The 25,179-nt window shown below is 68.5% G+C and carries 26 protein-coding genes; 12 read left to right on the top strand and 14 right to left on the bottom strand.

What is annotated here, in order from left to right; genetic code table 11:
• Window positions 1-167 precede the first annotated feature (167 nt).
• From L1081_RS07930 to L1081_RS07895, 8 genes are all read left to right on the top strand, one after another.
• Window positions 168-1,358 carry a Bcr/CflA family efflux MFS transporter gene (locus tag L1081_RS07930; protein WP_489416752.1) on the top strand — a complete coding sequence of 397 codons (1,191 nt, stop codon included), beginning with the start codon at window positions 168-170 and terminating at the stop codon, window positions 1,356-1,358.
• Between the two features lie 14 nt (window positions 1,359-1,372).
• Complete coding sequence (locus L1081_RS07925; protein WP_489416751.1) at window positions 1,373-2,797, top strand: MFS transporter; 1,425 nt, start codon at window positions 1,373-1,375, stop codon at window positions 2,795-2,797.
• Between the two features lie 20 nt (window positions 2,798-2,817).
• On the top strand, window positions 2,818-3,450 hold the full coding sequence (locus tag L1081_RS07920; RefSeq protein WP_489415938.1) for a paraquat-inducible protein A: 633 nt from the start codon (window positions 2,818-2,820) through the stop codon (window positions 3,448-3,450).
• Window positions 3,447-4,163, top strand: coding sequence for a paraquat-inducible protein A (locus tag L1081_RS07915; RefSeq protein ID WP_489415937.1), 717 nt, complete (start codon window positions 3,447-3,449; stop codon window positions 4,161-4,163). Before L1081_RS07920 ends, L1081_RS07915 begins: the two co-directional genes overlap by 4 nt.
• Window positions 4,160-5,806 (top strand): MlaD family protein, encoded by a 1,647-nt coding sequence (locus L1081_RS07910; RefSeq protein ID WP_489415936.1) that lies wholly within the window; start codon window positions 4,160-4,162, stop codon window positions 5,804-5,806. The genes L1081_RS07915 and L1081_RS07910 overlap by 4 nt, the downstream gene beginning before the upstream one ends.
• Window positions 5,803-6,435, top strand: coding sequence for an ABC-type transport auxiliary lipoprotein family protein (locus L1081_RS07905; RefSeq protein ID WP_489415935.1), 633 nt, complete (start codon window positions 5,803-5,805; stop codon window positions 6,433-6,435). Before L1081_RS07910 ends, L1081_RS07905 begins: the two co-directional genes overlap by 4 nt.
• Before the next feature lie 160 nt (window positions 6,436-6,595).
• Window positions 6,596-8,212 (top strand): DHA2 family efflux MFS transporter permease subunit, encoded by a 1,617-nt coding sequence (locus tag L1081_RS07900; RefSeq protein WP_489415934.1) that lies wholly within the window; start codon window positions 6,596-6,598, stop codon window positions 8,210-8,212.
• 65 nt (window positions 8,213-8,277) lie between these two features.
• The gene (locus L1081_RS07895) at window positions 8,278-8,754 is read left to right on the top strand and encodes a VOC family protein (RefSeq protein ID WP_489415933.1); all 477 of its coding nucleotides are present in this window, start codon (window positions 8,278-8,280) and stop codon (window positions 8,752-8,754) included.
• Between the two features lie 13 nt (window positions 8,755-8,767).
• Here the strand turns inward: L1081_RS07895 and L1081_RS07890 are convergent, their stop codons facing one another.
• The 14 genes from L1081_RS07890 to L1081_RS07825 form a co-directional block, all read right to left on the bottom strand.
• The gene (locus L1081_RS07890; RefSeq protein ID WP_489415932.1) at window positions 8,768-10,183 is read right to left on the bottom strand and encodes an MATE family efflux transporter; all 1,416 of its coding nucleotides are present in this window, start codon (window positions 10,181-10,183) and stop codon (window positions 8,768-8,770) included.
• Complete coding sequence (locus L1081_RS07885; protein ID WP_489415931.1) at window positions 10,180-10,755, bottom strand: DUF2239 family protein; 576 nt, start codon at window positions 10,753-10,755, stop codon at window positions 10,180-10,182. Before L1081_RS07885 ends, L1081_RS07890 begins: the two co-directional genes overlap by 4 nt.
• A 68-nt stretch (window positions 10,756-10,823) precedes the next feature.
• Window positions 10,824-11,261 carry a MarR family winged helix-turn-helix transcriptional regulator gene (locus L1081_RS07880; RefSeq protein ID WP_489415930.1) on the bottom strand — a complete coding sequence of 146 codons (438 nt, stop codon included), beginning with the start codon at window positions 11,259-11,261 and terminating at the stop codon, window positions 10,824-10,826.
• Window positions 11,258-11,620: a GIY-YIG nuclease family protein gene (locus tag L1081_RS07875; RefSeq protein ID WP_489415929.1), complete on the bottom strand. Its 363-nt coding sequence runs from the start codon at window positions 11,618-11,620 to the stop codon at window positions 11,258-11,260. The genes L1081_RS07880 and L1081_RS07875 overlap by 4 nt, the downstream gene beginning before the upstream one ends.
• A gap of 58 nt (window positions 11,621-11,678) precedes the next feature.
• Complete coding sequence (locus tag L1081_RS07870; protein ID WP_489415928.1) at window positions 11,679-12,173, bottom strand: hypothetical protein; 495 nt, start codon at window positions 12,171-12,173, stop codon at window positions 11,679-11,681.
• Between the two features lie 38 nt (window positions 12,174-12,211).
• Window positions 12,212-13,729: a mannitol dehydrogenase family protein gene (locus L1081_RS07865; RefSeq protein WP_489415927.1), complete on the bottom strand. Its 1,518-nt coding sequence runs from the start codon at window positions 13,727-13,729 to the stop codon at window positions 12,212-12,214.
• A gap of 5 nt (window positions 13,730-13,734) precedes the next feature.
• The gene (manD, locus tag L1081_RS07860; protein WP_489415926.1) at window positions 13,735-14,946 is read right to left on the bottom strand and encodes a D-mannonate dehydratase ManD; all 1,212 of its coding nucleotides are present in this window, start codon (window positions 14,944-14,946) and stop codon (window positions 13,735-13,737) included.
• Between the two features lie 42 nt (window positions 14,947-14,988).
• On the bottom strand, window positions 14,989-15,771 hold the full coding sequence (locus tag L1081_RS07855; protein WP_489415925.1) for an ATP-binding cassette domain-containing protein: 783 nt from the start codon (window positions 15,769-15,771) through the stop codon (window positions 14,989-14,991).
• Entirely contained in the window at window positions 15,768-16,427 is a 660-nt protein-coding gene (locus L1081_RS07850) for an ABC transporter permease subunit (RefSeq protein ID WP_489415924.1), read from the bottom strand. Before L1081_RS07850 ends, L1081_RS07855 begins: the two co-directional genes overlap by 4 nt.
• A 16-nt stretch (window positions 16,428-16,443) precedes the next feature.
• Window positions 16,444-17,109 (bottom strand): amino acid ABC transporter permease, encoded by a 666-nt coding sequence (locus L1081_RS07845; RefSeq protein WP_126746337.1) that lies wholly within the window; start codon window positions 17,107-17,109, stop codon window positions 16,444-16,446.
• 49 nt (window positions 17,110-17,158) lie between these two features.
• Entirely contained in the window at window positions 17,159-18,196 is a 1,038-nt protein-coding gene (locus tag L1081_RS07840; protein ID WP_489415923.1) for an alcohol dehydrogenase catalytic domain-containing protein, read from the bottom strand.
• A gap of 4 nt (window positions 18,197-18,200) precedes the next feature.
• Window positions 18,201-19,055 carry a transporter substrate-binding domain-containing protein gene (locus tag L1081_RS07835; RefSeq protein ID WP_489415922.1) on the bottom strand — a complete coding sequence of 285 codons (855 nt, stop codon included), beginning with the start codon at window positions 19,053-19,055 and terminating at the stop codon, window positions 18,201-18,203.
• A gap of 47 nt (window positions 19,056-19,102) precedes the next feature.
• Entirely contained in the window at window positions 19,103-19,933 is an 831-nt protein-coding gene (locus tag L1081_RS07830) for a transporter substrate-binding domain-containing protein (protein ID WP_489415921.1), read from the bottom strand.
• A 67-nt stretch (window positions 19,934-20,000) separates the two neighbouring features.
• Window positions 20,001-20,738, bottom strand: a complete 738-nt coding sequence (locus tag L1081_RS07825; RefSeq protein ID WP_319432616.1) for a FadR/GntR family transcriptional regulator — start codon at window positions 20,736-20,738, stop codon at window positions 20,001-20,003.
• Window positions 20,739-20,924: 186 nt separating this feature from the next.
• Here L1081_RS07825 and L1081_RS07820 point away from each other — a divergent pair, with 186 nt between their 5' ends.
• The 4 genes from L1081_RS07820 to L1081_RS07805 all read left to right on the top strand — a co-directional run bounded on the left by L1081_RS07820 (window position 20,925) and on the right by L1081_RS07805 (window position 25,122).
• A complete protein-coding gene (locus L1081_RS07820) occupies window positions 20,925-23,300 on the top strand; it encodes a Tex-like N-terminal domain-containing protein (RefSeq protein ID WP_489415920.1) in 2,376 nt (791 codons plus the stop codon).
• A gap of 67 nt (window positions 23,301-23,367) precedes the next feature.
• Window positions 23,368-23,625 carry a type II toxin-antitoxin system Phd/YefM family antitoxin gene (locus tag L1081_RS07815; protein ID WP_124957910.1) on the top strand — a complete coding sequence of 86 codons (258 nt, stop codon included), beginning with the start codon at window positions 23,368-23,370 and terminating at the stop codon, window positions 23,623-23,625.
• Between the two features lie 8 nt (window positions 23,626-23,633).
• Window positions 23,634-24,041 carry a type II toxin-antitoxin system VapC family toxin gene (locus tag L1081_RS07810; protein WP_489415919.1) on the top strand — a complete coding sequence of 136 codons (408 nt, stop codon included), beginning with the start codon at window positions 23,634-23,636 and terminating at the stop codon, window positions 24,039-24,041.
• A 4-nt stretch (window positions 24,042-24,045) separates the two neighbouring features.
• Window positions 24,046-25,122, top strand: coding sequence for a patatin-like phospholipase family protein (locus L1081_RS07805; protein WP_489415918.1), 1,077 nt, complete (start codon window positions 24,046-24,048; stop codon window positions 25,120-25,122).
• The last annotated feature ends 57 nt before the right edge of the window (window positions 25,123-25,179 follow it).

Here is a 25,179-nt window from a genome sequence, read left to right as displayed (position 1 = left end):
CGGTGCAGCGCTCCGGCCGTGTGAATACGAAGGTCATACATGCAAAGGTCATGACGGCATTTCTTTTGCCTGAATGAGCACCGCCTCGCTCTCCAACCCCACGCCTGCATCGATTGCCGCGCTTGGCGACAATCGCTCCAATGCGTCCTTCGTCTCCCTTCTTCAAGATGGCCCTGCTGCTGGGCCTGCTCTCCGCCATCGGGCCCTTCGCCATCGACATGTACCTGCCGGCGCTGCCGGCCATCGGGCAGGCGCTGCGTGCCGACATCGGCGCGGTGCAGATGAGCCTCACGGCGTTCTTCCTTTCGCTGGGCGCAGGCCAGCTGCTGTACGGGCCGGTCTCGGACATGGTCGGGCGCAAGCCGCCGCTCTACGCCGGACTGGTGCTGTTCGCGCTGGCGAGCGTGGGCTGCGCGCTGGCCACCGACATCCACACGCTGATCGCGCTGCGCTTCGTGCAGGGCCTGGGCGCGGCGGCCGGCATGGCGATTCCGCGCGCGGTGGTGCGCGACCTGCACACCGGCACCGATGCGGCGCGGCTCATGTCGCTGCTGATCCTGGTGTTCAGCGTGTCGCCGATCCTCGCGCCGCTGGTGGGCAGCGCCGTGATCGCGGTGGCGGGCTGGCGCGGCGTGTTCTGGGCCGTGACCATCGCCGCAGTGGCGGGCCTCGCGATGATGGTCACGCAGCTGCGCGAAACGCGGCCGCCCTCGCAGCGCGTCGAGAGCAGCCTCGGCAGTGCCTTGTCGGCCTACTGGCTGCTGCTGCGCGACTGGCACTACCTCGGGCTGGTGTTCATCGGCGGCTTCGCGATGGCGGGCTTCTTCACCTACCTGGCGAATTCGTCGTTCGTGATGATCGACCACTACGGCCTGTCGCCGGCGCTGTACAGCGTGGCCTTCGGCGTGAACGCGGCGGCCTTCATCGGCGCCTCGCAGCTCACGGGTTCGCTGGGCGAGCGCTTCGGCCTGGTGGGCCTCGTCAAGTTCGGCGTGGTGGCCTCGGGCATTGCGATGCTGGCCATGTTCGCGTACTTCGCGGCGGGTGGCGACAGCCTCTGGGTGCTGATCGTGCTGTACTTCATCGCCTCCGGCTTCATGGGCCTGGTGATTCCGACCACCGGCGTGCTGGCGCTGGAGATGCACGGCGCCATCGCGGGCACGGCCTCGGCGCTGCTCGGCACGCTGCAGATGCTGACCGGCGCACTGGCCATGGCGGTGGTGGGCCTCTTCACCGACGGCCGCCCGCTGCCGATGGTGACCGGCATGGCGGGCGGCGCGCTGATCGCGCTGGTGCTGACCTGGCTCACGCTGGGCAGCGTGCGGTCCGAACCCACGCGCAGGACGCAGCAGGCGTGAGCGGCACGGCGCACATGGAAGCCCCGGCATCCGTGGACGGCAAGGCCGCGCAGCCCGTCGACGGACTGGACCAGCCCGCGCGCCAGCGCGCAATGCTGGTGATCATTCTCGGCATCATGGTGGCCGTACTCGACGGCACCATCGTCAACCTGGCGCTGCCGGGCATTGCGCGCGAACTGCAGGCCAGCCCCTCGCATGCCATCTGGGTGGTGAATGCCTACCAGATCGCCACGCTGGTCATGCTGCTGCCGCTGGCGTCGCTGGGCGACCTGGTCGGCTACCGGCGGGTCTACCTGGTGGGCATGGCGGTGTTCACGGTGTCCTCCATCGGCGCCACCTTTGCCAATTCGCTGGCCACTCTGATCGCCGCGCGCACCTTCCAGGGCCTGGGCGCGGCCGGCATCATGAGCGTGAACGCGGCGCTGGTGCGGCTGACCTTTCCCTCGGCGCTGCTGGGGCGCGGCATGGCGATCAACTCGATGGTGGTGGCCACGTCCTCGGTGGCCGGGCCCTCGGTGGCGGCCGCCATTCTTTCGGTGGCTTCGTGGCCGTGGCTGTTTGCCATCAACGTGCCGCTGGGCGCCATCACGCTGGCGCTGGGCCTGCGGGCGCTGCCGTTCAACCGCGTGGCGCCGGCGGCAGGCCTGCGCTTTTCGCCGGTCGACGTGGCGCTCAACGTGCTGATGTTCTCGCTGGTGTTCCTGGGCGTCGACCGCCTGGGCGTGCGCGAGGGCGGCGGCGGCTCGCAGCAGTCGGCCTGGGCCATCCTGCTGGCCGGTGTGGCGGTGGGCTTCGTCTACCTGCGGCGGCAGCGCACGCTGGCGGTGCCGCTGTTTCCGATCGACCTGCTGCGCATTCCGGTGTTCGCGCTTTCCATGGGCACGTCGGTGGCGGCCTTCTGCGCGCAGATGCTGGCCTACATTGCGCTGCCGTTCCTGCTGCTCGAGGTCTACGGCCGCAGCCACATCGAGGCCGGGCTGCTCATCACCGCCTGGCCGCTCGCCATCGTGGCCATGGCGCCCATCGCGGGCCGGCTGATCGGGCGCTATCCGGACGGGCTGCTCGGCGGCATCGGGCTGGGCCTGCTCGCCACCGGCCTGGCGCTGCTGGCGGCACTGCCGGCGCATCCGGGCAATGCCGACATCGCCTGGCGCATGGCGCTGTGCGGGCTGGGCTTTGGCCTGTTCCAGTCGCCCAACAACCACACCATCGTCACCTCGCCGCCGTCGCACCGCAGCGGCGCGGCCAGCGGCATGCTGGGCACTGCGCGGCTCACGGGGCAGACGCTGGGCGCGGTGGTGCTGGCCGGCGTGTTCAGCGTCTGGAGCCCGCATGGCGGCCACGGGCCGGTGGTGGCGCTGGTGCTGGCGGCCTGCTGCGCGGGCCTGGCGGCGGTCTTCAGCAGCCTGCGGCTGAAGACGACAGGGCAGGGCGGCTGAATAGGTTAGGGTACGCCCCTATGACGGAAGTACCTGAAACCGTGGTTTGTCCGGGCTGCGACGCGGTCTTCAGCCGCGCGCGCCTGAAGCCGCGCGAGGTGTCGCGCTGCGCCCGCTGCGGCACCGAGCTCTACCGCCACGCGGGCGACCAGCAGCGCCGCATCCTGCCGCTGACGGTGGCCTCGCTGATCATGTTCGCCATTGCCAACCTGTTCCCGATCGTCGAGATCGAGCTGCAGGGCCTGCGCAGCCAGACCACGCTGGCCGGCGCGGTGCTGGTGCTGAGCCGCGAGGGCATGTCGGTGGTGGCGCTGCTGGTGCTGGCCACGACGCTGCTCTTTCCGCTGATGCAGCTGTGCATCCTGGCCTACCTGCTGGTGCCGCTCAGCCGCGAGCACCGGCCGGCCGGCTTTGCGATCCTGGTGCGCGCCATGCAGATGCTGCGGCCCTGGGGAATGATCGAGGTGTTCCTGCTCGGCGTGCTGGTGGCGATCGTCAAGCTCTCGAGCATGGCGAGCGTGGTGGCGGGGCCGGCGCTGTGGGCCTTCGTGGCGCTCACGGTGCTGCTCACCGCCGTGCTCTCGTTCAATCCCAATGCCTTCTGGGAAATGACCTTTCGCCCGCCCGGCGAGCCCGACAGGGAGGCCGCGTGAGCGCTGGCGAATTCCACGCCCGGGACGAGGGCGAAGCGCCGGTGGCCACGGCCCGCGCGATGGGCCTCGTGGCCTGCCCGCATTGCGATGCCGTCTGGCGCGACGCGGCCGAGGGCGAGCCCTGCGGGCGCTGCGGCACGCACCTGCACACGCGCAAGCCCCACAGCCTGAGCCGCACCTGGGCCTTCCTGATCGCGGCGTGCATCATGTACATCCCGGCCAACCTGCTGCCGGTGATGATCACGCGCACCCTCTTTGGCGCGCAGTACGACACCATCCTGAGCGGGGTCATCTATTTCTGGGTGTCGGGCGGCTACGGGCTCGCGGCCATCATCTTCATTGCGAGCTTCCTGGTGCCGCTGTTCAAGCTCACGGCACTGATACTGCTTGCCTTGCTGGCGCAGCGTGGCAGCAGCTGGCGCCGGCCCGAGCGGGCCAGGCTTTATCACATCATCGAGATCATCGGCCGCTGGTCGATGCTCGACGTGTTCGTGGTGTCGCTGCTCACCGGGCTGGTGCAGATCCAGGGCTTTGCGGTCATCAACGCGGGCGTGGGCATTGCGGCCTTCGGATCGGTGGTGGTGCTGACGATGCTGGCTTCGCTGAGCTTCGACCCCAGGCTCACCTGGGACAGCAGGCAGGAGCAGCAGCAGGAAGCCAAACGGGAACGCCGGGAACCGGCACGCGACAACAGGGAACACAAGCCAGCATGAGCGACGACGAAGCCAGACCCAACAACGATCCATCGCCCCCGCCCGGGCTTTCTCCGCCGCGCGTGGTGCGCCGGCGCGAATGGCTGCCCTCGCTGATCTGGCTGATCCCCATCGTTGCCGCGCTGGTCGGCGTGATGCTGGTGGTCCGGATCCTGATGGAGCGCGGGCCCGAGATCGTGCTCACCTTCAACACGGCCGAAGGCCTGGAAGCCGGCAAGACGGCCGTCAAGTACAAGGACGTGCAGATCGGCACGGTGCAGAGCCTGCGGCTCGCTCGCGACCGCTCGCATGTGCGCGTGACCGTGCAGCTCAGCAAGGAAGCCGAGAGCTTCACCGCCGAGGATTCGCGCTTCTGGGTGGTACGGCCGCGGCTCGACACCTCCGGCATCTCGGGCCTGGGCACCTTGCTGTCGGGCGCCTACATCGGCGCCGATGCGGGCGTGTCGAAGGAGACCGCGAGCGAGTTCAAGGGGCTGGAGGTGCCGCCCATCGTCACGCGCGATGCCTCGGGCCAGCAGTTCCTGCTGCGCGCCACCGACGTGGGCTCGCTCGACGTGGGCTCGCCGGTGTATTTCCGGCGCATCAAGGTCGGCCAGGTGGCGGCCTACGAGCTCGACGGCGACGGCCGTGGCGTGACGCTGCGCATCTTCGTGAATGCGCCCTACGACAAGTTCGTGGGCGTCAACACGCGCTTCTGGCAGGCCAGCGGCATCGACGCACAACTGAGCGCCAGCGGCTTCACGCTGCGCACGCAGTCGCTCGCCACCATCCTGCTCGGCGGCATTGCGTTCAAGGCGCCGGACGATGCCATGGGGCCGCTGGCCAAGGAGAACACGGCCTTCACGCTCGCCGAGGACGAGACCACGGCCATGAAGGAACCCGACGGTCCGCCGCAGACGCTGCTGATGTACTTCAACCAGTCGCTGCGCGGCCTCACGCCGGGCGCGCCGGTCGATTTCCGCGGCGTCGTGATCGGCGAGGTCAAGTCGATCGGCGTGGAGTTCGACCGCGCCGAGCGCGAGTTCCGCATGCCGGTGCTGGTGCAGGTCTATCCGGACCGGCTGCGCCGCCGCGCGGGCGAAAGCGGCGTGGAGTCGCGCGCCACCCAGCAGGAGCGGCTGCGCTTCCTGGCCGAGAAGGGCCTGCGCGCGCAGCTGCGCAACGGCAACCTGCTGACCGGTTCGGTGTACGTCGCCCTCGACTTCTTCCCCAAGGCGCCACCGGCGAAGATCGATCTCGAGAAGAACCCGATCGAGCTGCCCACCATTGCCAACAGCCTCGACGAGATCCAGTCGCAGGTGCAGGAGATCGCAAGCAAGCTCAACAAGGTGCCCTACGAGCAGATCGCGGCCGACCTGCGCACCACGCTCGCCTCGCTCAACAAGACGCTGGCGAGCACCGAGCAGGCGGTGAGCCGCATCAACACCGACCTGACGCCCGAGCTGGCCGCCGCCATGAAGGACGTGCGCAAGACGGTCAACAGCGCCGAGCGCACGCTGGCCGACGACTCGCCGCTGCAGCAGGACATGCGCCAGACGCTGCGCGAACTCACGCGCGCCGCGGGCTCGGTGCGCGTGCTGACCGACTACCTCGAGCGCCATCCCGAGTCGCTGCTGCGCGGCAAACCGGACGACAAGAAATGAAGCAGAAAAAACCGCTCTTGCTCGCTGCCACTGCAGCAGCGCTGATGGTCCTCGCAGGTTGCGCGAGCAAGCCCGACAGCTACTACACACTGGCCAGCGCGGTGCCGGCCGCGGAAGCGGCCCCATCGACCCTCGGCACCGCCGCGCCGCTCTACATCGAGCTGGCGCCGGTGGCGGTGCCCGAGCGGCTCGCGCGGCCGCAGATGGTGGTGGGCCGGGCGAACGGCAGCGTGCAGGTCGATGTGCTCGAGCAGCACCGCTGGGCCGCATCGTTCGAGAACGAGCTGCAGGATGCGCTGGCCAGCGGCATCGCGGCGCGGCTCGGCGCGCTCGATGTCACCAAGGGCGGCCGCCAGTCTGCGCAGCCCGTGTGGCGCATCGCGGTGCAGGTGCGCCAGTTCGACGCGGTCGATGGAGGCCGCGTGGACGCGGGCTTCAACTGGACGCTGCGGCGCTCCGACGAGCCTCGCACGGTGGCGTGCCAGCTGAACGTGGGTGAAGCGGTGGCGGGCGGCATCGATGCGGTGGCGCAGGGCGCGCAGCGCGTCACTGCCGCGGCGGCCGCGGCCATTGCGCGCAGCGTGAGTGCAGCGCGCGCGAATCCGGCGGCGGCCGCATGCCCGGCCTGATTCTCTCTCCCTCCCCTTCCGGGGGAGGGCAGGGGTGGGGGCACGACGGCGGTCATCGACGCATGGCGCGCAGTTGCAGGCAGCCCCCATCCCAACCTTCCCCCGGAAGGGGAAGGGGCAAGACAGGCATCTGCTTCTGGAAGATGGATCGGAGGTCACCATGGCACAGATCGGCAAGGCACCCTGCGATAACGCACTGATCCTGCATGGCGCCAAGACGCAGGAGGGTGCCTGTCCCGAAGCCTCCAAGCCCTGGGTGCTGGCCGCGGCCATCGTCGGCTCGAGCATGGCCTTCATCGACGGCACGGTGGTCAACGTGGCGCTGCCGGCCATCCAGGCCGACCTGCGGGCCACGGCGTTCCAGGCGCAATGGGTGGTCGAGTCCTATGCCTTGCTGCTGGCGGCGCTGCTGCTGGTGGGCGGCGCGCTCGGCGACCACTTCGGGCGGCGCCGCATCTTCGCGATCGGCGTCGGCATCTTCGCCATTGCTTCGGTGGCCTGCGGGCTCGCCGGCAGCGTGCAGCAGCTGATTGCCGCGCGCGCGGTGCAGGGCATCGGCGGGGCCTTGCTGGTGCCCGGCAGCCTGGCGCTCATCAGCGCCGCATTTCCCGAGAAGGAGCGCGGCAAGGCCATCGGCATCTGGTCGGGCTTCAGCGGCATCACGGCGGCCGCGGGGCCGGTGCTCGGCGGCTTCCTGGTCGATCATTTCTCCTGGGCCTGGGCTTTCCTCATCAACGTGCCGATGGCGCTGCTCGTGCTGTGGATCGCGTGGCGCCACGTGCCAGAGAGCCGCGGTTCATCGGCCAGCGGCGGGCTCGATCTGGTCGGCGCGCTGCTGGCCACCGCCGGTCTCGGCGGCATCGTCTACGCATTCATCGAGGCGCCGACGCGGCACTGGAGTTCGCCCGCGGTGCTGGCGGCGCTGGGCATCGGCCTCGTCGGCTGCGCGGGCTTCATTGCCGCCGAGCGCAGGGCACGCACGCCGATGCTGCCGCTCGCGCTGCTGCGCATCGGCAACTTCAGCGGCGCCAACCTGCTGACCCTGCTGCTGTACGCGGCGCTCGGCGGCGGGCTGTATTTCTTCCCGCTCAACCTGATCCAGGTGCAGGGCTACTCCGCCACCGTGGCGGGCGCGGCGCTGCTGCCGTTCATCCTCATCATGTTCGCGCTCTCGGGCTGGGCCGGCCAGCTGGTCGATCGCTTCGGCCCTCGGTTGCCGCTGGTGATCGGTCCTGCGATTGCCGCGGTGGGCTTTGCACTGTTCGCGGTGCCCGGCGCAGAAGCGAGCTATTGGCGCGGCTTCTTTCCCGCGGTGGTGGTGCTGGGCTTCGGCATGACCGTGACCGTGGCGCCGCTCACCACCACGGTGATGAACGCGGTGGGGCCGGAGCAGGCGGGCGTGGCCTCGGGCGTCAACAACGCGGTGTCGCGCGCGGCCGCGGTGCTGGCCATCGCGGTGTTCGGCGTGGTCATGGCCTGGGCTTTCGACGGCGCCCTGGCCGAGAGCCTGCGCGGCATGGGGGCTTCGCCCGAGGCGACGGCATTTCTCGAAGGCGAGCGCAGCAAGCTGGCTGGCGCAGCGCTGCCGCCGGGCGTCGATGCGGCCACCGCCGCGGCCTTGAAGAAAGCCGTGGCCGAATCCTTCGTCGCGGGCTTTCGCTGGGTGATGCTGCTGAGCGCCGGGCTGGCCGTGCTCAGCGCCTTGAGCGCCTGGCTGATAATTAGGGGCGGGGCGGCGCCGGCAGATGCCGCCCCCGACAGGCACCGCGCGGGTTGACAAGTGCTTCGCATTGCTTCGATACTGAACCTTCAGGTTCATTATCAAGGACTCAGGAGATTCCCATGCAGAAGATCGTTCCCTGCCTCTGGTTCGACGGCAATGGCGAAGACGCGCTCAAGTTCTACAGTTCGATCTTTCCGAACTCGCGCGTCACCGACAGGCTGTTCTGGGGCGACACCAATCCGAGCCTCAAGGGTTCATTGCTGACCGCCACCTTCGAGCTCGACGGGCAGGCGTTCATGGTGCTCAACGGCGGGCCGCAGTACAAGTTCACGCCGGCCATCTCGATGCTCGTGCAGTGCGAGACACAGGCCGAAGTGGACCACTACTGGGACAGGCTGCTCGAGGGCGGCGGCCAGCCGGTGCAGTGCGGCTGGCTCACCGACCGCTACGGCGTGTCGTGGCAGGTCGTGCCCATGGCGATGGTCCGGATGTTCCAGGACAAGGATCCGGCCAAGGCCGCCCGCGCGATGCAGGCGATGATGAAGATGATCAAGCTCGACCTCGCCGCGGCGCAGAAAGCCTTCGACGGCGAGTGAGCAAGCGCCGGCCCTACACCAGCCGCCGGATCGCCTTCTTGCGCCACACCAGCCGGTAGTAGGCCGTCTGCAGCAGCAGCATCGCGCCGAAGGTCACGGGGTAGGCCCACCAGATGCCGTTGAGCCCGATGCGGTGGCTCATGAACCAGGCCACGGGCACCTCGATGCCGATCAGGCAGAGGATCGAGATGGCCGTGGGCACCAGCACCGAGCCGCTGGCGCGCATGATCCCCGAGATGGCCGAGGCCATGCCGAAGATCACGAGGCTCCACAGCATGATGTGCAGCAGCGTCTGCGCGATCTCGATCACCGGCGCGCTGGTGATGAAGAAGCCCATGAGGTGGCGCGAGAACAGGTAGCCCAGCAGCACCAGCCCGCCGGTCAGCACCAGGTTCATGAGCAGCGCGGTCCTGGCGATGGCGCCCAGCCGGTCGGCCCGGCCCGCGCCGATGGCCTGCGCGCCAAGAATGGACGCCGTGATGGCGATCGAGATGGCCGGGAACTGCACGTAGGCCACCACCTGGTTCACCGCGCCATAGGCCGCGGTGGCGCTGGAGCCATAGCTGTTGACCAGCGAGAGCAGCGCCACCTCGGCCAGCGCCACCACGATCATCTGCACGCCCGTGGGTATGCCCACCTTGAGCACGGCCTTCAGCAGCGTGGGGTCGATGCGCAGGTGGCGGATGAACTCCGCATCGGGCGCGAGCGGACTGCCGCGGCGGCGCAGGCGCCAGCCCAGCCACAGCGTGGCGAGTACGAAGGCCAGCACCGAGGCCCAGGCGGCGCTCGCGACGCCGAGTTGCGGCAGGCCGCCCCAGCCGCGGATGAGCGCGGGCGTGACGATGAGGCCGGTCGCGGTGGAGATCAGCAGCGTGAGCAGGGGAGTGACCGTATCGCCGACGCCGCGCAGCATGGCGGTAGAGAGCAGGAACACGAACAGTCCCGGCATCGCGATCAGCATGATGCGCGCATAGCGCGTGGAGTCGGCCAGCACGTCGGGCGGCGTGCCCAGGAAGGCCAGCAGCGGCGTTGTGAAGGCGCCGCCGAACACGGCCACCGCCAGCCCGAGCAGGATGCCCACTGACAGCGCGGTGCCCGCGATGGCCTTGGCCTTGGCGGCATCGCGCGCGCCCCAGGCCTGGCCGATCAGCACCGAGGCGCCGGCGCCCAGCCCGATGACGAAGGCGATGAAGAAGAACATCACCGGAAAGAAGCTCGACACGGCCGCGAGCGCGCCGACGCCGATCATCTGGCCGATGTAGATGTTGTTGATGGTGCCCGACATCGATTGCAGGATATTGCTGAGCAGCATCGGCGCGAGGAAGAACAGGAAGGTCTTCCACAGCGCGCGCGGCGCACCCACGGGCGCTACCGGCGTTCCGTGCAGGCCGCTCTGGCCGGTGGCTGCGCTTTCAGGGCTTGCTCTCATGCGGTGGTGCTCCAGCCGGCGGCGGACAATTTTTGAAGGTGGATGCGCAGGTCCGCAGGCCAGGAGCCGATCAGCGCCTCGAAGCGGGTGCGCTCGCCGGCGAACAGCGCGCGCGTGGCCTCCTCGAAGCCGGGCAGGGCACCGGCGATCGCGGTCATGAAGCGGTAGGCGGCTTCGCGCGATGCGCGCACGGCGTCGCGGTCGGCGTTGACGCGGCTCGCTTCCTGGACCAGCCGCCGCAGTGCGACCGAGGCGCCGCCGGGCTGGCGGTTGAGCCAGTCCCAGTGGCGCGGCAGCAGGGTGACTTCGCGCGCGACCACGCCGAGCTTGGGGCGGCCTACGCCGCGCGGGGTTTCCTCGGGGGTTTCGGCGCTGGCCGCATGCGCCACGGCGCCGGCCCGGTTGTGCACGTCGAAGTCGAGCTGTTCACCGGTCTGTTCGTTGAACACCAGGTAGGGCGTGTCGTCCTTGCGCTCGCGCAACTGTGCGAGCACGTCGGCGGTGCTTCCCTGGGCGATGCACTTGAAGGCGGCAAAAACTATCAGGTTGCCGGGTGGCGCGTCGGATGGCATGTCGGATTTCTTTGTTCTTCGGGGGGCGGTCGAAACGGGGTGCGCAAGTAATCTACCCGTTGAACCGCTCAGTCGTACGGCGTTCCGTCGTGGCAAAGCGCAAGGAGCGCAACGTTGATCTGCGACAGGCTTTCCGGAGCCAGCGATTTCACCGTATCGGCACAGATTGCTTCGGCGGTCGTGACGGCAGCTTGCATCAATTTTCTGCCGCCGGGGCGAATGGTTGCGTGGCGGCCGTCTCCCTTCGCGCCGGCCGTGCGTTCGGCCAGTCCCGATTTTTCGAGCAGGACCATTTTGCGAATCAACGCAGAGACCGGCAACCCCAGCGATCGCGCAAGCTCGGCAGCCGGCATGCGGCCGCCTTCGGCGCCCAGCAGCCGATGAAGCAGCGTGAAGTCTTCGTAGTTCAGGCCATGGAAAGCGCCCAGCTCCTCCTGGAGCTTCAGGTTCAGGTCGGCGTGGGCACGGCCGATGTTGAGGCACAGGTCCAGCGGATCGATGCTCATGGCGCGTCGTAGCCCCGGTCGCCGTGGCACTGAAGCTCCTCGCGCCAGAGCACAAGGAGTTTTTCGAGCTCCGCGGCGCGGTCGAAGGCCGGATCGTCGCGCTCCTTGACGCGGTCGATCACCTCGAAGCTGAAGTTCGCCGCACCGTGCGCGGCCCAGTCGCGCACCAGCGCCTTGTTGCGGTGCGAGCGCAGGCCGAGTTCGAAGCGGGCGCGGTTCATCGCTCCCTCCACATCCAGACTGCCGGCCACGTAGAGGCGGTCGCTGAGCGTATTGCGGATGGCGAAGATGCCCGCAGGGCGGATCGTTTCCTTGTATTTCCTGGCGAGGGCGCGCCTCGTCTCCTGGGGTATGTTCATGCGCCATATATTACCCGGGTAAAAATAAAACGCAATATACCCGGGTAAAAATAGGCAATCACCCCTCGCGCATCCGCCGCCATCCCCGTGCGAGCCGGCGGTTGAGGGCCCGCACCACGCGCCATGGCCGGCTCTCGCGAACGAGTGTCAGCACATGATCTTTCCAGGCTTTCCAGCGCGGATACCAGCGGGCGAACAGCGGAATGCGCATGAGCGCGGGTTCGACCAACTGGAAGATGCGCGCGACGAAGGCGGTGCCGATCAGCTTGGCGGCGACCAGCACCGTCACGCCGCTTGCGGCATGGCCGCGGCCGAACAGGAACAGCGCGAGCACCTTCACCGGCAGCAGCATGAGCACCGGCAGCAGGAAGGCCAGCAGCGCGCCCCAGGGCGGGAGTTCGCGCAGCCGGTTTTCGAGCCGCGCCCACAGCGGCAACCGGGCCAGGCGGCGCGCCAGCGCGGCGAGCGGCTCCCAGCCCCATTCCTCGAACAGCAGGATGGGGACGAGCAGCGCCGCGGCAAGGGCGCGCAGGAAGCGGGTGAAGAGGCGCATGGCCACGGCATTGTGACCGCGGGCCGATGCGCGTTTGTTCAAGCCTGATCGGCCAGCGTTTTGTGTACGCCCAGTTCGCGCAGCGCACGCAGCTGCGCGGCCACGGCCGAGACGAAGCGCGGGTCGCTCCCCAGGTCGTTGCCGAACACCGGCGCGAAAGCCGCGAACACGGCCATGCGCGCCTCGTCGGCCTGTGCTGGCTCGGCAGCGGCTGCCGCGCGTTCGGCCGCTGCGCAGCGTTCGGCCAGCGCATCGGCGAGCGGGTCCTGGATCTCGTAACGTCGGCCCAGTTCGTCGATGCCGCGCAGGTAGTGCAGCCAGGCCGCGATGGCGAGTGCGAGGCGGTCGATCGAAGCGCCCGCGGCCAGGCGCTCGCGCACCGTGCCCAGCAGGCGCTGCGGCAGCTTCTGCGAACCGTCCATCGCGATCTGCGCGGTGCGGTGCGCGAGCGCCGGGTTGGCGAAGCGATCGAGCAGGCGCCGGCGGTAGGCATCGAGATCGAGGCCGGGCAGCGCCGGCAGCGTGGGTGCGATCTCCTCCTGCATCAGACGGTCGAGGTAGCGGTGCAGGGCGGGCGTGGCGACAGCGCGATCCACGGTGTCGAGGCCCGCCATGGCGCCCAGGTATGCAAGCGCCGAATGCGCGCCGTTGACCATGCGCAGCTTCAGCGTCTCGAAGGGGCGCGCGTCGGGCACGAAGCGCGCGCCGCCGGCGTCCCAGGCCGGTCGGTCGGCCGCGAAGTCATCCTCCACCACCCATTCGAGAAAGCGCTCGCCGACCACCGGCCAGGCGTCCTCCAGCCCGAGCGGGGCGTTCACCTGCGCGCGGTCGGCGTCGGTGGTGCGCGGCACGATGCGGTCCACCATCGAGCAAGGAAAGCTGCAGTGTTCGGCAATCCAGCGTGCCAGCTGCGGATCGACGCGCTGCGCAAAGTCGAGCACCAGGCCGCGCAGCAGGTGGCCGTTGGAGGGCAGGTTGTCGAGCGAGAGCAGCGTGACCGGCGCGAGGCCGCGCAGCTGCCGCAGGCGCAGGCCCGAGACAAGGAAGCCGAGCGTGCCGCGCGGTGCGTCGGGGCGCGCGAGGTCGTGCAGCACGTCGGGATGGTCGGCGCGCAGCGCACCGGTGGCCGGATCGTGGCAGTAGCCCTTTTCCGTGACGGTGAGGCTCACGATGCGGGTGGCCGGATGCGCGATGCGCGCGAGCACCGCAGCCGGGTCTTCGGGCGCGACCTGCACGCCGAGCAGGCAGCCGATGACCTGCAGCGACGCGCGCGGCGTGCCGGCCTCGTCCACGTCGCGCAGCGCGAGCGTGTAGAGGCCGTCCTGCGGCGCGAGCGCATCGCGCGTCTCGGCGCTGCGCAGCGACACGCCCGCAATGCCCCAGCGCAGGTCGCCGCTCGCATGCAGTGCGGCTTCGTTGACGGCGGCCAGGTGCCCGCGCTGGAACGCGCCGACACCCAGGTGAACGATGCCGGCCTCGAGTGCGGCGCGGTCGTAGGCGGGGCGCGCCACCGCGGGCGGCAGCGCGGCCAGGGTCTCGGCATTCAGCCTGTGCATGGCGCTCACCAGTTCCACAGCGTGCCGTCGTGCTGCAGGCGGTTCACCGGCAGGTAGGCGCGCTTGTAGGGGTACTTCGCGGCCAGCGCCTCGTCGATCTCCACGCCATGGCCGGGCACGTCGCCGGGGTAGAGCATGCCCTGGTCGAAGGTGTAGGCGTGCGGGAACACCGCGTCGGTTTCCTCGGTGTGGCGCATGTATTCCTGGATGCCGAAGTTCGGCACCCACAGGTCGAAGTGCAGCGCCGCGCCCATGCACACCGGCGACAGGTCGGTGGCGCCGTGGCAGCCGGTGCGCACCTGGTAGAGCGAGGCCAGGTCGGCGATGCGGCGCAGGTGCGTGATGCCGCCGGCATGGACCACGGTGGCGCGCACGTAGTCGATCAGCTGGTTCTCGATCAGCGCCTTGCAGTCCCAGATGGAGTTGAAGATCTCGCCCACCGCGAGCGGCGTGGTGGTGTGCTGGCGGATCAGGCGGAAGGCGTCCTGGTTCTCGGCAGGCGTCGCGTCCTCCATCCAGAAGAGGCTGAAGGGCTCCAGCGCCTTGCCCAGGCGCCCGGCCTCGATCGGTGTCAGGCGGTGGTGCACGTCATGCAGCAGGTGGTGCTCGAAGCCGAGCTTCTCACGGATGCGCTCGAACAGCTTGGGCGTGTGGCGCAGGTACTTTTCGGTAGACCAGTCGTGCTCGGAGGGCAGGTCCGCATCGGCCGGCTCGTAGAACAGCGTGCCCTTGCCGACGCCGTAGACCTTCTCCAGCCCCGGCACGCCGCTCTGCGCGCGGATGGCCTTGTAGCCGGCATCCGCATAGCGCAGCACCTCGTCCACCGTGTGCTCGATGTCGCTGCCGTTGGCATGGCCGTAGACCATCACGCCCGTGCGGCTCTTGCCGCCCAGCAGCTGGTACAGCGGCAGGCCGGCGGCCTTGGCCTTGATGTCCCACAGGGCGGTGTCCACCGCCGCGATGGCGGTCATGGTGACCGGGCCGCGGCGCCAGTAGGCGCCCTTGTAGAGGTACTGCCAGATGTCCTCGATCTGGTGCGCGTCGCGCCCGATCAGGCAGGGAATGACATGCTCGGTGAGGTAGGCGGCCACGGAGAGTTCGCGCCCGTTGAGCGTGGCGTCGCCGATGCCGGTCAGGCCCTCGTCGGTTTCGATCTTGAGGGTGACGAAGTTGCGGCCGGGGCTGCAGACGATGACGCGGGCGTTGGTGATTTTCATGGTTGAAGCGAGAGAGATGGCGGATGCGGCGGCGTTCGTGCGTCAGCCGTTCCAGCCGAGGTGGCCGAGGAAGTCGCGCGTGCGTTCCACGGTGGGGTGCTCGAAGATCTGCGCCGGCGGGCCCTGTTCGATGATGGCGCCGGACTCGAACACCACCACCCAGTCGGCCACGCGCCGCGCAAAGCCCATTTCATGCGTGACCACGATCATGGTCATGCCCTCCTGCGCGAGCTTCTGCATCACGCTGAGCACTTCGCCCACAGTCTCGGGGTCGAGCGCGGAGGTGGGCTCGTCGAACAGCATCACCTCCGGCTCCATGGCGAGTGCGCGGGCGATCGCCACACGCTGCTGCTGGCCACCCGAGAGGTTGGCCGGGAAGCTGCCGGCCTTGGCCGACAGGCCGACCTTCTCGAGCAGCGCCATGGCGCGCGCCTTGGCCTCGGACTCGCGCATGCCCAGCACGGTGATCGGGCCCATGGCCACGTTGTCGAGCGCCGACTTGTGCGGGAACAGCTCGAAGCTCTGGAACACCATGCCCATGCGCTGGCGCACCTTGCGCACCGCCGACTCCTGCACGGGCAGCGGCACGCCGTCGATCAGCACGCGCCCGCCGTTGATCGTCTCCAGCGCATTGGTACAGCGCAGCAGGGTCGACTTGCCCGAGCCCGAAGGGCCGATCAGGCACATCACCTCGCCCTTGTGGACCTGCAGCGAGACGCCATTGAGCGCCACGAAGTCGCCATAGAGCTTGCGCACCTCTTCGTAGACCAGCACCGGCGGCTGGTCGGCGTTCCTGCGCGCGGGGGCGCGGGCGATGTCGTTCATTCCTTGACTCCATATTTGCGGTGGATCCAGTCCACCAGCTTGGCTTGCGGGTAGCCCATCAGCCAGTAGAGGGCGGCCATGGCGGTGAGCATCTCCAGCACGCGGAAGGTCTGCGCGCGGATCTGCATTGCCGAATAGGCCAGTTCGCTCACGGCGATGACGGACACCAGCGAGGTGTCCTTGAAGAGCGAGACCCAGGTGCTCGCGATCACCGGCAGGATGCGGCGCCCCGCCTGCGGGATGACCACCTTGAACATGGCCTGGCGGCGCGACATGCCCATGGCGAGCGCCGCCTCCAGCTGCCCCTTGCGGATCGAATTGATGCCGGCGCGGAAGGTCTCGGCGTTGTAGGCCGAGATGTTGAGCACCAGGGCCACCAGCGCGGTGACGAGCGGGGAGAGCTGGAACTCGACCGCCATCGGCATCACGTAGAAAACCCAGTAGATCACCAGGATCAGCGGCAGGTTGCGGAAGAACTCCACGAAGGCGAGCGACGCGGATTGCAGCAGCCTGTTGGACGACAGCCGCATCAGCGCCAGCATGATGCCGCCCGGCACGGCCAGCAGCATGGTCAGCACCGTCAGCCCGACGGTGAGCGCCGCGCCTTCGAGCAGGGCCTGGCGGTGCGTCCAGATCACGGACCAGTCGAAAGTCATGGGATGGCCCTCTTCATCATGAACGTCCCAGGTGCGCGACGCGGTGGTACAGCCTGTCGATGCCGCGCGTGACCGGGAACAGGATGACGAAGTACGCCACCATCACCGCGGTGAAGACTTCCACCGGCCGGTAGCTCTGGCCTGCGACGGTCTCGGCGCGGTGCATCAGCTCGGGCACCGCGATCACGGTGGCAATGGCCGTGTCCTTGATGGCGATGGTGAGGATCGAGCCGAAGGCCGGCAGCATGCGGATGGTGGCCTGCGGCAGCAGCACCTTGCGCAGCAGCTGCGCGCGCGACATGCCCAGTGCCAATGCGGCACGCGTCTGGCCTGGCCGGATCGACTCGATGCCCGCGCGGATCACCTCGGCCGCATAGGCCGCGATGTGCAGCGTCAGCGCGATCACCGCGGCCCAGAACGGCGCGAAGGTAAAGCCCACGAGCAGCGGGAACGCGAAGTACATCCACACCAGCACCACCAGCACCGGAATGGCGCGCATGGAGTCGATGTAGAAGACGAGCAGCGGGCGCAGCCAGCCGGGGCCGTACAGGCGCAGCAGCGCGATCGCCAGGCCCGCCAGGATGCTGGTGACTGCGCTGATGAGGCTGAGTGCGACCGTCACGCCCAGGCCGCTGGCGAAGAAGCGCCAGTTGTCGGCAATCGGGGAAAAGTCGAATTCCATGGAAGCTCCGCGAGAGAGAGAAGGGCAGCGGGATCAGACGATCCCGCGGTCAGAACGTGACGAGCACCTTCATCGCGCGGTGCCGGTCCGCCGCCAGCGCGAAGGCGTCGTGCACGCGCGCCACCGGCACCGCCTCGGTCAGGAGCGGCGACACGTCGAGCAGGCCGCGGCTCAGGTAGTCCACCGCCCAGGCGTATTCGTCGACGAAGCGGAAGCTGCCCACCAGGTGCAGGCTCTTGACCATGATCTGGTTGAACGGGCAGCCCTCGCTGTTGCCGCCGAGCGTGCCGACCTGCACGATGGTGCCGTGTGGGCGCGTCGACCGGATGCAGTGGGCCAGGCCGTCGTAGTGGCCCGAGACCTCGAAGCTCGCATCGACCTGTCCCTTGTCCGCGGCCAGCGCCAGCAGCGCGTCGGGATCATTGGCCGCGTTGATGGTGCGCGTCGCGCCGACGCGGGTGCAGGCCGCGAGCGTCTCGTCGACGATGTCCACCGCAATCAGCTGGCTCGCGCCCGCGAGCTTCGCGGCCATGAGGATCAGCGCGCCGATCGGGCCGGCGCCCACCACCATCACCGTCTTGCCGAGCAGCGAGCCGGCCTCCTGCACCGCATGCAGCGCCACGGCCAGCGGCTCGCCGAAGGCGGCCAGCTCGAACGACAGCGTGTCGGGCACGGCCAGGCACTGCGTGGCCTCCACCACCACCTGCTCGCGCATCGCGCCCTGCATGTGGGGCCAGCGGCTGGCGCTGCCGAAGAAGTGCACGTTCTCGCAGTGGTTGGAAGCGCCCGCGCGGCAGAAGCGGCAGACGCCGCAGGTGCGCGACGGATTGAGGGCCACGCGGTCGCCCGGCTTCACCGAGTTCACCTGCGCGCCCACTTCAATGACCTGGCCCGAGGCCTCGTGCCCCGGCGTCAGCGGCGCGCGGATCACGAAGTCGCCGACGCGGCCGTGGCGGTAGTAGTGCAGGTCGGAGCCGCAGATGCCCACCGCCTTGACGGCCACGCGCACCTGGGTGGGCGCCAGCGGTTCGGCCGGGCGTTCGGCAAGGCGCAGGTCGAGCGCGCCGTGGATTTCGCAGTTCAGCATGGCGTTACTTCAGGTTCTGCGTCATGCGGCGCTCTTCTTCGCTGAGTGCGGGCTGCATGCGCTGGGCCACGGCGCGCAGCCAGTCGAGGTACACCTGCTGGTCCTTCGCCACGCCCATGCCGGTCTGGATCTGGAAGATCTTGCTGTCCTGGCAGTCGTTCTCCTTGGGGAACACGGCCAGGCCCTTGACCTTCTTGCTGATGTTGGGCCACAGCATGCGGTTGAGCGGCGCCACGTCGGAGCGGCCGGCCATCACCTCTTCAATCGGCGCGACCGAACCGGAGTTGGCCACGCCGCGCAGCTTGGCCTTCGCGAACTGCTGGCGCACCAGCGGCTCCTCGCCGGCGCCCGAGAAATAGGCCATGGTGATCTCGGGCTTGTTGAAGTCTTCCAGCGTGCGCGCGCCAGTGAACTTCGGGTTGTCGGCGCGGCCGAACATGCACACGCCGGTGCTCGAGAAGGTGACGAAGTCGATGATCTTGGCGCGCTCCGCAGTCTCGTTCAGCGGCCCGATCATGATGTCCATCTGGTTGGCCGTGAGCGCCGGCACCTTGGTTTCGTGGCTCACCGGCACGAGCTCCACCTTCACACCCAGCAGCTTGGCGAACTCCTTGCCCAGCGTCCACGACGGGCCGGACCACGGGTCGCCATCGCCCGCGGTGTTCTGCGCGAGCCAGGGCGGGTTGTTGACCACGCCCACGCGCAGCACGCCGGCCTTGCGGATGGCGTCGATGCGCGGGCTTGCGCCGGGTGGTGGCGGCGTCTGGGCCAGTGCGCCGATGCAGGTGCCGGCCAGGGCGGCCGCGAGTGCTGCGCGGCCCAGCCTGCGGCCGAGGAAAGTGCGGGGGATGTGTGGCATGAAGGTCTCCGGTTCTTCTCTGTTGACTTGATGTGTGACTTGTTTGCTTATTTCAGTGCGCCGATCACGCGGGCCTCGTCGGCGTCGAGCTGCGCCTTCCGGGCCTTGGCGACCTGCCGCAGCCATTCGAGGTAGGCGGCTTGGTTCTTGTCGATGGCCAAGCCGACCGGCGAGGCTTTTTCGGTGCTGCCCTGGCAGTTGTTTTCCTTCGGCAGCACCGCGAGGCCCTTGACCTTCTGCTGCAGCCCGACCCATGGCACGCGGTTGATCGGTGCCGCATCGGCGCGGCGCGCCATGATTTCTTCCACCGGCGCGGTGGCGCCGGAACTGGCGACGGCGCGCAGCCTGGCCTTGGGGAAGCGTTCCTTGACCCAGCCTTCCTCGGCGCCGCCGGTGAAGTAGGCGATCGTCACCTCGGGCCGGTTGAGGTCGTCGACCGAGGTCGCCTTGGCGAGCCTGGCGTTGTCGGCGCGGCCGAACATGCACACGCTGGTGGCGGAATAGACGACGAAGTCGACCACCTTCAAGCGCTCGGGCGTTTCACCCAGCGGGCTGATGGTCATGTCGACCTGGTTCGATGCCAGCACCGGCACCTTGGTCTCGTGCGACACCGGCACCGTGCTGAGCTTGACGCCGAGCAGGCGGGCGTACTCCTTGGCCAGCAGCCAGGCCGGGCCGCTCCATGGTTCGCCGTTGCCGGTGGTGTTCTCGATCAGCCAGGGCGCGTTCTGCAGCACGCCGACGCGCAGCTCGCCGGCCTTGCGGATGGCGTCGATGCGCGGGCTCGCGCCGGGGGCGGGTGGTTCCTGCGCGTGGACGGCGCCGAAGGTGCCTGCGAGCAGCAGTGCGGCCAGGCCGCGGGCGAGGTTGGGCTTCATGGTTCGTGTCTCCGTCTTTTTTGAAAGGGTCAAGCGCGCCGGGGCAGCCGCGCGCGGGGCAGGGCGCCTAGCGCCAGCTCTGGGCGAATTCGCCGATCACGCGTTCCAGGTGCGCGCGCATGGCCAGCCGCGCGGCATCGGCATCGCCCGAGACGATCGCGGCGAAGATGCGCTGGTGGTCGTCCTGCGACTGGAGGCGCAGTGCGGGCGAATGGAAGTGCTGCTCGATCTGCGTCCAGATCGGGCCCTTGGCCTGGTCCCAGAGATTCGTCACCGTCTGCAGCAGCACGCTGTTGCCGGTGGATTCGGCAATGTGCAGGTGGTACATGCGGTCGGCCGCCTCGTTGGCTTCCTTGTCGTGCATCTGCTCGCGCATGGTGGCGAGCGCGCCGAACATCTTGTCGAGGTCGGCGTCCTTGCGCGTGGTGGCCGCCAGCGAGGCGATCTCGGATTCGATCAGGCAGCGCGCGCGCAGCAGCTCGAAGGGGCCGGCACCGGTTTCCTGCACCACCGGCAGCCGCGTGGGCGCGTCCTGCGGCTGGCAGATGTAGATGCCCGAGCCGCCGCGCACCTCAACCACGCCCTGCAGCTCCAGCGCAATGATGGCCTCGCGCACCGAGGTGCGGCTGACGTCGAAGCGCTCTGCCAGCGCCCGTTCGGAGGGCAGCCTCTGGCCAACCAGAAATTCACCCTGTTTGACCAATTCATGAATATTGGCAGCCAGGCGCTGATACGGCTTTTCCATTGGAGGTTGGCCGATTTTCGACATCGCTTCGGAGGATGGATGAATGAGCTTGAGTGCCATGGCGGGTCAAAGTGGTTAGACCACATTTTGCGTGGCATACCAATTCCACCCATAGTGGTTTACCACTAGCGCAGGCATTTCCGGGGGCGCTGGTGGCCATGGGCCGGCCGCGCCCTATGGCAAACTTCCGCGCTTTATCCGCAAGGCGTCCGAACGGCGTCGCCAGTTCCAGGGATCCTCTCCGACATGCAAAAAATCATTCGCCAGCTCGCCGCCGAGATCAAGGTAGGCGAGCACCAGGTGAAGGCGGCCATCGAACTGCTCGATGGCGGTGCCACGGTTCCGTTCATTGCCCGCTACCGCAAGGAAGTGACCGACGGCCTCGACGACATCCAATTGCGCGAGCTCGAGGCGCGCCTTTCGTACCTGCGCGAACTCGAAGACCGCCGCGCCGCGGTATTGAAGAGCATCGACGAGCAGGGCAAGCTCACGCCCGAACTGCGCGCCGCGATCGAGTTCGCGCCGACCAAGCAGGAGCTCGAGGACCTGTACCTGCCGTTCAAGCAGAAGCGCCGCACCAAGGGCCAGATCGCGCGCGAGTTCGGCATCGAGCCACTCGCGGACAAGCTGCTGGCCGACCCCGCGCTCGACCCCGCCGTGGAGGCCAAGGCCTTCCTGCAGCCCGCCACCACGCTCGACGACGGCAAGCCGGGCCCCGATTTCTCGACCGTTCCCGCCGTGCTCGATGGCGTGCGTGACATCCTCTCCGAGCGCTGGGCCGAAGATGCCGCGCTGGTGCAGAGCCTGCGCGAATGGCTCTGGAACGAAGGCCTGCTCAAGTCCACGCTGATGGCCGGCAAGGACGAGAACAACGCCGACATCGCCAAGTTCCGCGATTACTTCGACTACGACGAGCCCATCGGCCGCGTGCCCTCGCACCGCGCACTGGCGGTGTTCCGCGGCCGCGCGCTCGACATCCTCGACGCCAAGCTGGTGCTGCCGGTGGAGCCCGAGCCGGGCAAGCCCAGCATTGCCGAAGGCCGCATCGCGCTGCACCTGGGCTGGAGCCACGCGGGCCGCGCGGCCGACGACCTGATCCGCAAATGCGTGGCCTGGACCTGGCGCGTGAAGCTTGCGCTTTCCACCGAGCGCGACCTGTTCACCCGCCTGCGCGAAGAGGCCGAGAAGGTCGCGATCAAGGTGTTTGCCGACAACCTGCGCGACCTGCTGCTGGCCGCGCCCGCGGGCCCTCGCGTCGTGATGGGCCTCGACCCCGGCATCCGCACCGGCGTGAAGGTGGCCGTGGTCGATGCCACCGGCAAGCTGGTCGAAACCGCCACCGTGTTCCCCCACGAACCGCGCAAGGACTGGGAAGGCTCGCTGCACACGCTCGGCAAGCTCTGCGCCAAGCACGGCGTGAACCTGATCGCCATCGGCAACGGCACCGCCAGCCGCGAGACCGACAAGCTGGCCGCCGACCTCATCAAGCTGCTGGCCAAGATGGCCGCGCAGGCTGGCGCGCCCGAGATGACGGTCGACAAGGTGGTGGTCAGCGAAGCCGGCGCTTCTGTCTATTCGGCCAGCGAATTCGCCTCGCAGGAAATGCCCGATGTCGACGTGAGCCTGCGCGGCGCGGCCAGCATTGCGCGCCGCCTGCAAGACCCGTTGGCCGAGCTCGTGAAGATCGATCCCAAGAGCATCGGCGTGGGCCAGTACCAGCACGACGTGAACCAGAGCGAACTCGCTCGCACCCTCCAAGCTGTGGTCGAAGACTGCGTGAACTCCGTGGGAGTGGACCTCAACACAGCGAGCGTGCCGCTCCTGAGCCGCGTCTCGGGCCTGTCGGCCAGCGTGGCCAAGGCCGTGGTGCGCTGGCGCGAAGCCAACGGTGCGTTCTCCACGCGCAAGCAACTGCTCGACGTGAGCGGCTTCGGCCCCAAGGCCTTCGAGCAGAGCGCGGGCTTTTTGCGCATCCGCGGCGGCGCCGACCCGCTCGACGTGACGGGCGTGCACCCCGAGACCTATCCGCTGGTGGAGCAGATCATCGTCAAGACCGGCAAGCCGATTGCCGAGCTGATGGGCCGCGCCGAGATGCTCAAGACGCTGAAGCCCGAGCTGTTCGCCAACGAGAAGTTCGGCGTCATCACGGTGAAGGACATCCTGGGCGAACTCGAGAAGCCCGGCCGCGACCCGCGCCCCGACTTCAAGGTGGCGCGCTTCAACGACGGCGTGGACGACATCGCCGACCTGAAGGAAGGCATGGTGCTCGAAGGCACCGTGAGCAACGTGGCGCAGTTCGGCGCCTTCGTCGACCTGGGCGTGCACCAGGACGGTCTGGTGCACGTGAGCCAGCTGAGCCACAAGTTCGTGAACGATGCGCGCGAGGTCGTGAAGACCGGCGACATCGTCAAGGTGAAGGTGATGGAGGTGGACGTGGCGCGCAAGCGCATCGGCCTGTCGATGAAGCTCGACGCAGCGCCTGCGCGCCGCGACGGCCCGCGCGACAACCGCTTCGAAGGCGCCGGGCGCGGCCAGCAGCAGGGTGCGCGCCGCGACAACTCGCCGCAGCCCGCGGGGCAGATGGCGAGTGCGTTTGCGAAGCTGCAGGGGTTGCGCAAGTAGAGGGCACTGCTGATTTGCGGCCGGCCTGTTAAACTAGTCAGCACACTAGTCTGATGGGAGACTGCAAATGAAAACCTGGCCCGTGCAAGACGCGAAGGCGCGCTTCAGCGAATTTCTGGAGGCTTGCTTGGTAGAGGGACCGCAAATGGTCACCAAGCGGGGCACCGAAGCCGCCGTGCTCGTGCCGGCGGCAGAGTGGCGGCGATTGCACGCCACGGCCAAGCCCTCCCTCAAGGAGTTGCTGCTCTCGGCGGAGGCGCGCACGGAATTTCTCGTTCCGCAGCGCGGCGCAGCGCGGCGGCGGCGCATCACGCCAATTCGCTGAGCAGCGGCATGTACCTGCTGGACACCAATGTCATCTCGGAACTGCGCCGGCCTCGTCCGCACGGTGCGGTCGTCGCATGGCTTGCGCCGATTGCCGACAGTGACCTGCACCTTTCCGCGGTGACGATCGGCGAGATCCAGGCCGGCATCGAAATCACGCGTGAGCAGGATGCCGCCAAGGCCGATGAGATCGAGCAATGGGCCACCCTGGTGGCCGCCTCGTACAACGTCCTGCCCATGGATGCAGAAACGTTCAGGCTGTGGGCCCGGCTGATGCATCGCAGTTCGAACACGCTCTATGAAGATGCCATGATCGCCGCCACGGCAAAGCAGCATGGACTGACGATCGTGACGCGCAACGTCGGCGACTTCGCCAGCTTCGGTGTCGAAATCTTCAATCCGTTCGGCGCGGCATGAGGGAATGAAAGCCCTGCGCATCTACGCCGGCCCCGCCGCCCGCAAGCACATCGAACAGCACGGCCTGCGCCCGCAGGACGTGCGCACGATTCCCGGCGCGGCGGGCGGCCCCAAAGGCCTGATCCTCGGGCCGCTCGACCGCTTCATCTTCGGGCGCTGGCTCTCGCAGTCGAGCCAGCCGGTGCACTTGGTGGGCGCCTCGATCGGCGCATGGCGGCTGGCCACGGCCTGCCTCGCGGATCCGCAGAAAGCCTTCGCGCGCTTCGAGCATGACTACGTGCGCCAGCAGTTCGAGGTGCCGCCGGGGCAGAAGCGGCTGAGCCCGCAGCAGCTCAGCGCGCGCTTTGCCGACAGCCTGGCCGACTTCTACGGCGGGCGCATCGGCGAGGTGCTGGGCCACGCGCGCTACCGGCTTCATGTTGTGACTTCGCGTGGCCGCCACATCCTCGGACGCGAGGGCAGGGCGCGCACGCCGGTCGGCTACCTGGGCGCCTTTGCCACCAACAGCCTGCATCGCAAGGGGCTGGGCGCATGGCTCGAACGCTGCGTGTTTTCCACGCCCGGCGCGGCCTTGCCCTTTGGCACAAGAGACTTCCGCACGCGCCAGCACGCGCTCAGCGAAGAGAACTTCAATCTGGTGCTGCAGGCCTCGTGCTCCATTCCGTTCCTGTTGGCGGCGGTGCACGACATTCCCGGTGCGCCGCGCGGCGCGTACTGGGACGGTGGCATCACCGACTACCACCTGCACCTGGACTACCAGCCGGCCGACGAAGGCATCGTGCTGTACCCGCATTTCCAGCGTGCGGTGGTGCCGGGCTGGCTCGACAAAGGCCTGCGCTGGCGCCACAGGTCCACCAGCTTCCTGGACCGCATGGTGGTGCTCGCGCCCGATGCCGACTGGGTGCGCTCGCTGCCCAACGGCAAGCTGCCCGACCGCAAGGACTTCATCCACTTTGCAAACGAACCTCAGGCCCGCGTCACTGCATGGAGCAGGGCCACGCGCGAGGCAGAGCGGCTTTCCGACGAGTTCGAGGCCTGGCTCGCAACCGGCAGTCGCACACGCGACATCCTGCCGCTCTGAACAGGCTCCGCCGGGGCAAACCCCGAGGGGCTGCCCGCGCAGCGCCTTCGAGAATGG

The organism is Variovorax sp. MSC1_012 (assembly GCF_023667525.1).
Taxonomy (GTDB): domain Bacteria; phylum Pseudomonadota; class Gammaproteobacteria; order Burkholderiales; family Burkholderiaceae_C; genus Variovorax; species Variovorax beijingensis_B.
Note: the sequence above shows the minus strand (reverse complement) of the source record. Positions and strands in the feature narration are given on the sequence as shown.

Coding starts and splice junctions, on each gene's coding strand:
- L1081_RS07930 (WP_489416752.1), top strand. CDS start 168: ATGGCCCTGCTGCTGGGCCTGCTCTCCGCCATCGGGCCCTTCGCCATC.
- L1081_RS07925 (WP_489416751.1), top strand. CDS start 1,373: ATGGAAGCCCCGGCATCCGTGGACGGCAAGGCCGCGCAGCCCGTCGAC.
- L1081_RS07920 (WP_489415938.1), top strand. CDS start 2,818: ATGACGGAAGTACCTGAAACCGTGGTTTGTCCGGGCTGCGACGCGGTC.
- L1081_RS07910 (WP_489415936.1), top strand. CDS start 4,160: ATGAGCGACGACGAAGCCAGACCCAACAACGATCCATCGCCCCCGCCC.
- L1081_RS07905 (WP_489415935.1), top strand. CDS start 5,803: ATGAAGCAGAAAAAACCGCTCTTGCTCGCTGCCACTGCAGCAGCGCTG.
- L1081_RS07900 (WP_489415934.1), top strand. CDS start 6,596: ATGGCACAGATCGGCAAGGCACCCTGCGATAACGCACTGATCCTGCAT.
- L1081_RS07895 (WP_489415933.1), top strand. CDS start 8,278: ATGCAGAAGATCGTTCCCTGCCTCTGGTTCGACGGCAATGGCGAAGAC.
- L1081_RS07890 (WP_489415932.1), bottom strand. CDS start 10,183: ATGAGAGCAAGCCCTGAAAGCGCAGCCACCGGCCAGAGCGGCCTGCAC.
- L1081_RS07885 (WP_489415931.1), bottom strand. CDS start 10,755: ATGCCATCCGACGCGCCACCCGGCAACCTGATAGTTTTTGCCGCCTTC.
- L1081_RS07880 (WP_489415930.1), bottom strand. CDS start 11,261: ATGAGCATCGATCCGCTGGACCTGTGCCTCAACATCGGCCGTGCCCAC.
- L1081_RS07875 (WP_489415929.1), bottom strand. CDS start 11,620: ATGAACATACCCCAGGAGACGAGGCGCGCCCTCGCCAGGAAATACAAG.
- L1081_RS07870 (WP_489415928.1), bottom strand. CDS start 12,173: ATGCGCCTCTTCACCCGCTTCCTGCGCGCCCTTGCCGCGGCGCTGCTC.
- L1081_RS07865 (WP_489415927.1), bottom strand. CDS start 13,729: ATGCACAGGCTGAATGCCGAGACCCTGGCCGCGCTGCCGCCCGCGGTG.
- manD (WP_489415926.1), bottom strand. CDS start 14,946: ATGAAAATCACCAACGCCCGCGTCATCGTCTGCAGCCCCGGCCGCAAC.
- L1081_RS07855 (WP_489415925.1), bottom strand. CDS start 15,771: ATGAACGACATCGCCCGCGCCCCCGCGCGCAGGAACGCCGACCAGCCG.
- L1081_RS07850 (WP_489415924.1), bottom strand. CDS start 16,427: ATGACTTTCGACTGGTCCGTGATCTGGACGCACCGCCAGGCCCTGCTC.
- L1081_RS07845 (WP_126746337.1), bottom strand. CDS start 17,109: ATGGAATTCGACTTTTCCCCGATTGCCGACAACTGGCGCTTCTTCGCC.
- L1081_RS07840 (WP_489415923.1), bottom strand. CDS start 18,196: ATGCTGAACTGCGAAATCCACGGCGCGCTCGACCTGCGCCTTGCCGAA.
- L1081_RS07835 (WP_489415922.1), bottom strand. CDS start 19,055: ATGCCACACATCCCCCGCACTTTCCTCGGCCGCAGGCTGGGCCGCGCA.
- L1081_RS07830 (WP_489415921.1), bottom strand. CDS start 19,933: ATGAAGCCCAACCTCGCCCGCGGCCTGGCCGCACTGCTGCTCGCAGGC.
- L1081_RS07825 (WP_319432616.1), bottom strand. CDS start 20,738: ATGGCACTCAAGCTCATTCATCCATCCTCCGAAGCGATGTCGAAAATC.
- L1081_RS07820 (WP_489415920.1), top strand. CDS start 20,925: ATGCAAAAAATCATTCGCCAGCTCGCCGCCGAGATCAAGGTAGGCGAG.
- L1081_RS07815 (WP_124957910.1), top strand. CDS start 23,368: ATGAAAACCTGGCCCGTGCAAGACGCGAAGGCGCGCTTCAGCGAATTT.
- L1081_RS07810 (WP_489415919.1), top strand. CDS start 23,634: ATGTACCTGCTGGACACCAATGTCATCTCGGAACTGCGCCGGCCTCGT.
- L1081_RS07805 (WP_489415918.1), top strand. CDS start 24,046: ATGAAAGCCCTGCGCATCTACGCCGGCCCCGCCGCCCGCAAGCACATC.